Raw genomic sequence first — 3,067 nt, forward strand, 5'->3', positions numbered from 1 at the left:
GTTGGACAATCGGCTTGCTTCATGGCGCTGATTTGGATCGCCTGATGCTGATTGTTCCACAGATCGAAGGAAATCAGCTTACCCTGTAAGGCTGATTCGTTCCCGGTGAGCAGCTTCAATGCCTCGGCGCTTTGATAAGCCGCCACCATCTGTACAGCCGGGCTAATCACACCGACCGTATCACAGGTCGCACCGCCGAGCGGTACGGTTCCGAGCAGGCAATGCAGGCACGGTGTCTGCCCTGGCACGATGGTAAAGGTTGTCCCATAGCTGCCCACACACGCCCCGTAAATCCAAGGGATTCGATGCTTGACCGCATAATCGTTCATAAGCAGACGTGTATCGAAATTGTCGGTGGCATCTACGATGAGATCCACCCCTGCTGCGATATCGTCGATTTCATCTAGCGAGACGTCCCGGACTAGCGCACGAATGTCCACGTCCGAATTGATTTGCTGCAATCGCTTCTGCGCGGCCACTGCCTTGGGGATCTGATCACGGGCATCCGCTTCGTCATAGAGCTGTTGGCGCTGCAAATTGCTCCAATCTACATAATCGCGGTCTACCAACGTCAGCCGTCCGATGCCCGCTCGCACCAGCATGTCAGCATTGGCAGTGCCCAGTGCGCCGGCCCCCACCATCAGCACGTGCTTACTACGGATATTTTGCTGGCCTGTCGGTCCAATTTTCGAGAATAATTCCTGTCTAGAATAACGGGCATGAGACGCATGCGCATGTGCTTGTGCAGCAACTTCTATTTTCTGGATTTTGTCCATTTCTGACATCGTTGGTTTACCCTCCATACTTATCCATTGATAGCTACAAGTTGATCAGACAAGCTAAAAGCTCAGATGTCCTCGTCCTTATTCGAAAGCTTTGGGGTATTTTGAGGATTCCAGCCGCCCAGCTGATGCCCCTTCCATTCTGAGCCGTCCTCCCACACTTCCTTTTTCCAAATCGGTACGATTTGCTTTAACCGTTCAATGGCATGGCGGCTGGCTTCGTAGCAAGTATCGCGGTGTGCAGCAGAGACAGCAATCACCACACTCGTCTCTCCAATTCTGACCGTGCCAAGCCGATGTGTAATCGCAGTACGTGTAGAAGGCCAATGCTCTGCAATTTCGTCACCAATCTGCTTCATCGTGTTCATGGCCATCGGGACATACGCTTCATATTCAAGCAGCACCGTTCGCTGACCTTGCGTAAATTCCCGAGTCGTACCATTAAAGGTCAGCGAGGCGCCATGAGAAGGGTCGAGCACCTTTGAGGTTACTTCATCGGCATCAATCGGGTCGTACGTAATGGCAAATAAACCACATTTTGAAACGACCGTCTCCATCCCGGGTGCTGACTGATGAAGAGCAATTGCATCTGATGGAAGCACAAGTTCATCTGGAGAAGCCAGCTTTTTATGATGGGTAAAAAAAGAACCTGGCAGTTGTGAAGTCACTTCCGGGTACAGCTCATTCAGCCTTTTTCGAATGTCTGCCATGGTCACCGTTTCCTGTGAAAGTTCTACTGTGATCACATCATCAAGTTGCTCCGCCATACCTGCGAATAGCTGAATACGGTATTGCATATGATCTGCCCCCTTGCACCTATTCTATCGAATTCATCTATCTATATAATAGAATTTACCCTCCTGAAACCGGAGGAATAATCGCAATCTCATCATATATACTCACGAGGTCCTCAGGAGCGGCGTAGGCTTGATTTCTGGCAACAAAAGAACCCTGCAACTGAGCTGCCGATTCAGGGAAACACTCGGATAGCAAGTCTTTTAACGCGGCAACGGTCATCGTTTCTTGCTCAGTAGGCACCATAATTATAGGCCCTCCCATCTGTTCCGCAAGTCCGGCAAATACTTGAATATGATAGTTCATTTAACATGCCCTCCTTTTCAGTACAGTGAATGTCCACCACATATGTACCAAGAAAAACCAACATGAATGAATACCCCGAAAGGTTTTATTCCATGCTGGTTAACTATGACGGTGTACATTGAAGATTTGTATATTATATTTTAGATTCGACCAGTTCATCAATCCGTTCAGTATGCGTATACACATTCAGAGAACGACTGCGTATAAAGCCGACGGTCGTAATTCCCAGATCCTCAGCCAACTCAAGTGCAAGCTCTGTGGGAGCTGACTTGGACAAAACAACTTCACAGCCAATCTTCGCAACCTTCAACAAAATTTCAGACGAAATGCGTCCGCTGAATACTATGATTTTGTCTTGCAATACAATATCATGTTTTAAGCAATGTCCATAGATTTTATCCAGCGCATTGTGTCGGCCGATATCTATTCTGGACAGGATCATGCCGTCTTTATCGCACAACGCTGCATTATGAACACCACCGGTCTGTTGGAACGTAAGTGCCGAGCTTTGCATTAAATTCATCAAGCGGAAGCAATCGTCAAAGGACAGCGTAACATGGGTGTCATTCATTCTTTTTGCCACTTTGGCATCATTCATAAAATAAAAGCCCTGTCTACTTTTACCGCAGCAGGAGGTAATGTACCGTTTGGAATGAAAGTTTTGATAAAACTCATTCATTCGACGGGTTTTAATATGAACAAAACCTTCTTTTTCCTGAACCCAAATATCTTCGATATCATCGTACCGTTGAATGACGCCTTCAGAGGCCAAAAAACCTACCGCCATATCCTCCACATACTCCGGTGTACAAACCATGGTAGCAAATTCCTGCTGATTGATTTTGATGGTCACCGGATGCTCCGTCACCACAGTGTCTTCAAAACGCTTGATCTGACCGTCACGATAACGTAGAATCTCACGTTTTACCTCAGCTGGCTTTTCCATGTGCTCCACTCCCTTGTTTCTGACAGGCTGGCTCTTCGGCTCACCCGCCGATGTGTGACATTTCAATTTTAGATGTTGCTTGCTGTGTATGATTCAGCCGTTCCTCTGAATAGCGATCGGTACGTTCTCTCCAAACACGCTCAATGTAAGCTCTAATCTCGTCATCGGACTGTTCGGAACGCAGCATCGCGCGAAGCTTGTACCCTTGCGAGGCAAACAGGCACGTGTACAAGGAGCC

The 3,067-nt window shown here is 47.9% G+C and carries 4 protein-coding genes and 1 pseudogene; all 5 read right to left on the bottom strand.

Annotated features, from left to right (window positions below; translation table 11 throughout):
- On the bottom strand, nt 1–785 hold a 785-nt coding region (locus GRP75_RS22890; protein WP_160790454.1), incomplete at its 3' end, for a ThiF family adenylyltransferase.
- 62 nt (nt 786–847) lie between these two features.
- A complete protein-coding gene (locus GRP75_RS22895) occupies nt 848–1,579 on the bottom strand; it encodes a molybdenum cofactor biosynthesis protein MoaE (protein WP_160790455.1) in 732 nt (243 codons plus the stop codon).
- Nucleotides 1,580–1,634: 55 nt separating this feature from the next.
- Nucleotides 1,635–1,883, bottom strand: coding sequence for a MoaD/ThiS family protein (locus GRP75_RS22900; protein ID WP_028542528.1), 249 nt, complete (start codon nt 1,881–1,883; stop codon nt 1,635–1,637).
- Between the two features lie 133 nt (nt 1,884–2,016).
- Nucleotides 2,017–2,829: a formate dehydrogenase accessory sulfurtransferase FdhD gene (gene fdhD, locus GRP75_RS22905; RefSeq protein ID WP_023989569.1), complete on the bottom strand. Its 813-nt coding sequence runs from the start codon at nt 2,827–2,829 to the stop codon at nt 2,017–2,019.
- Between the two features lie 40 nt (nt 2,830–2,869).
- Nucleotides 2,870–3,067, bottom strand: a pseudogene (locus tag GRP75_RS22910) (GTP 3',8-cyclase MoaA); the annotation flags it as partial.

The organism is Paenibacillus sp. OT2-17, assembly GCF_009827695.1.
In the GTDB taxonomy this organism is placed as follows: domain Bacteria; phylum Bacillota; class Bacilli; order Paenibacillales; family Paenibacillaceae; genus Paenibacillus; species Paenibacillus polymyxa_B.

What these genes read in the sequence shown, in the direction of transcription:
- GRP75_RS22900 (WP_028542528.1), bottom strand. Translation starts at nt 1,883, where the DNA reads ATGAACTATCATATTCAAGTATTTGCCGGACTTGCGGAACAGATGGGA.
- GRP75_RS22895 (WP_160790455.1), bottom strand. Translation starts at nt 1,579, where the DNA reads ATGCAATACCGTATTCAGCTATTCGCAGGTATGGCGGAGCAACTTGAT.
- fdhD (WP_023989569.1), bottom strand. Translation starts at nt 2,829, where the DNA reads ATGGAAAAGCCAGCTGAGGTAAAACGTGAGATTCTACGTTATCGTGAC.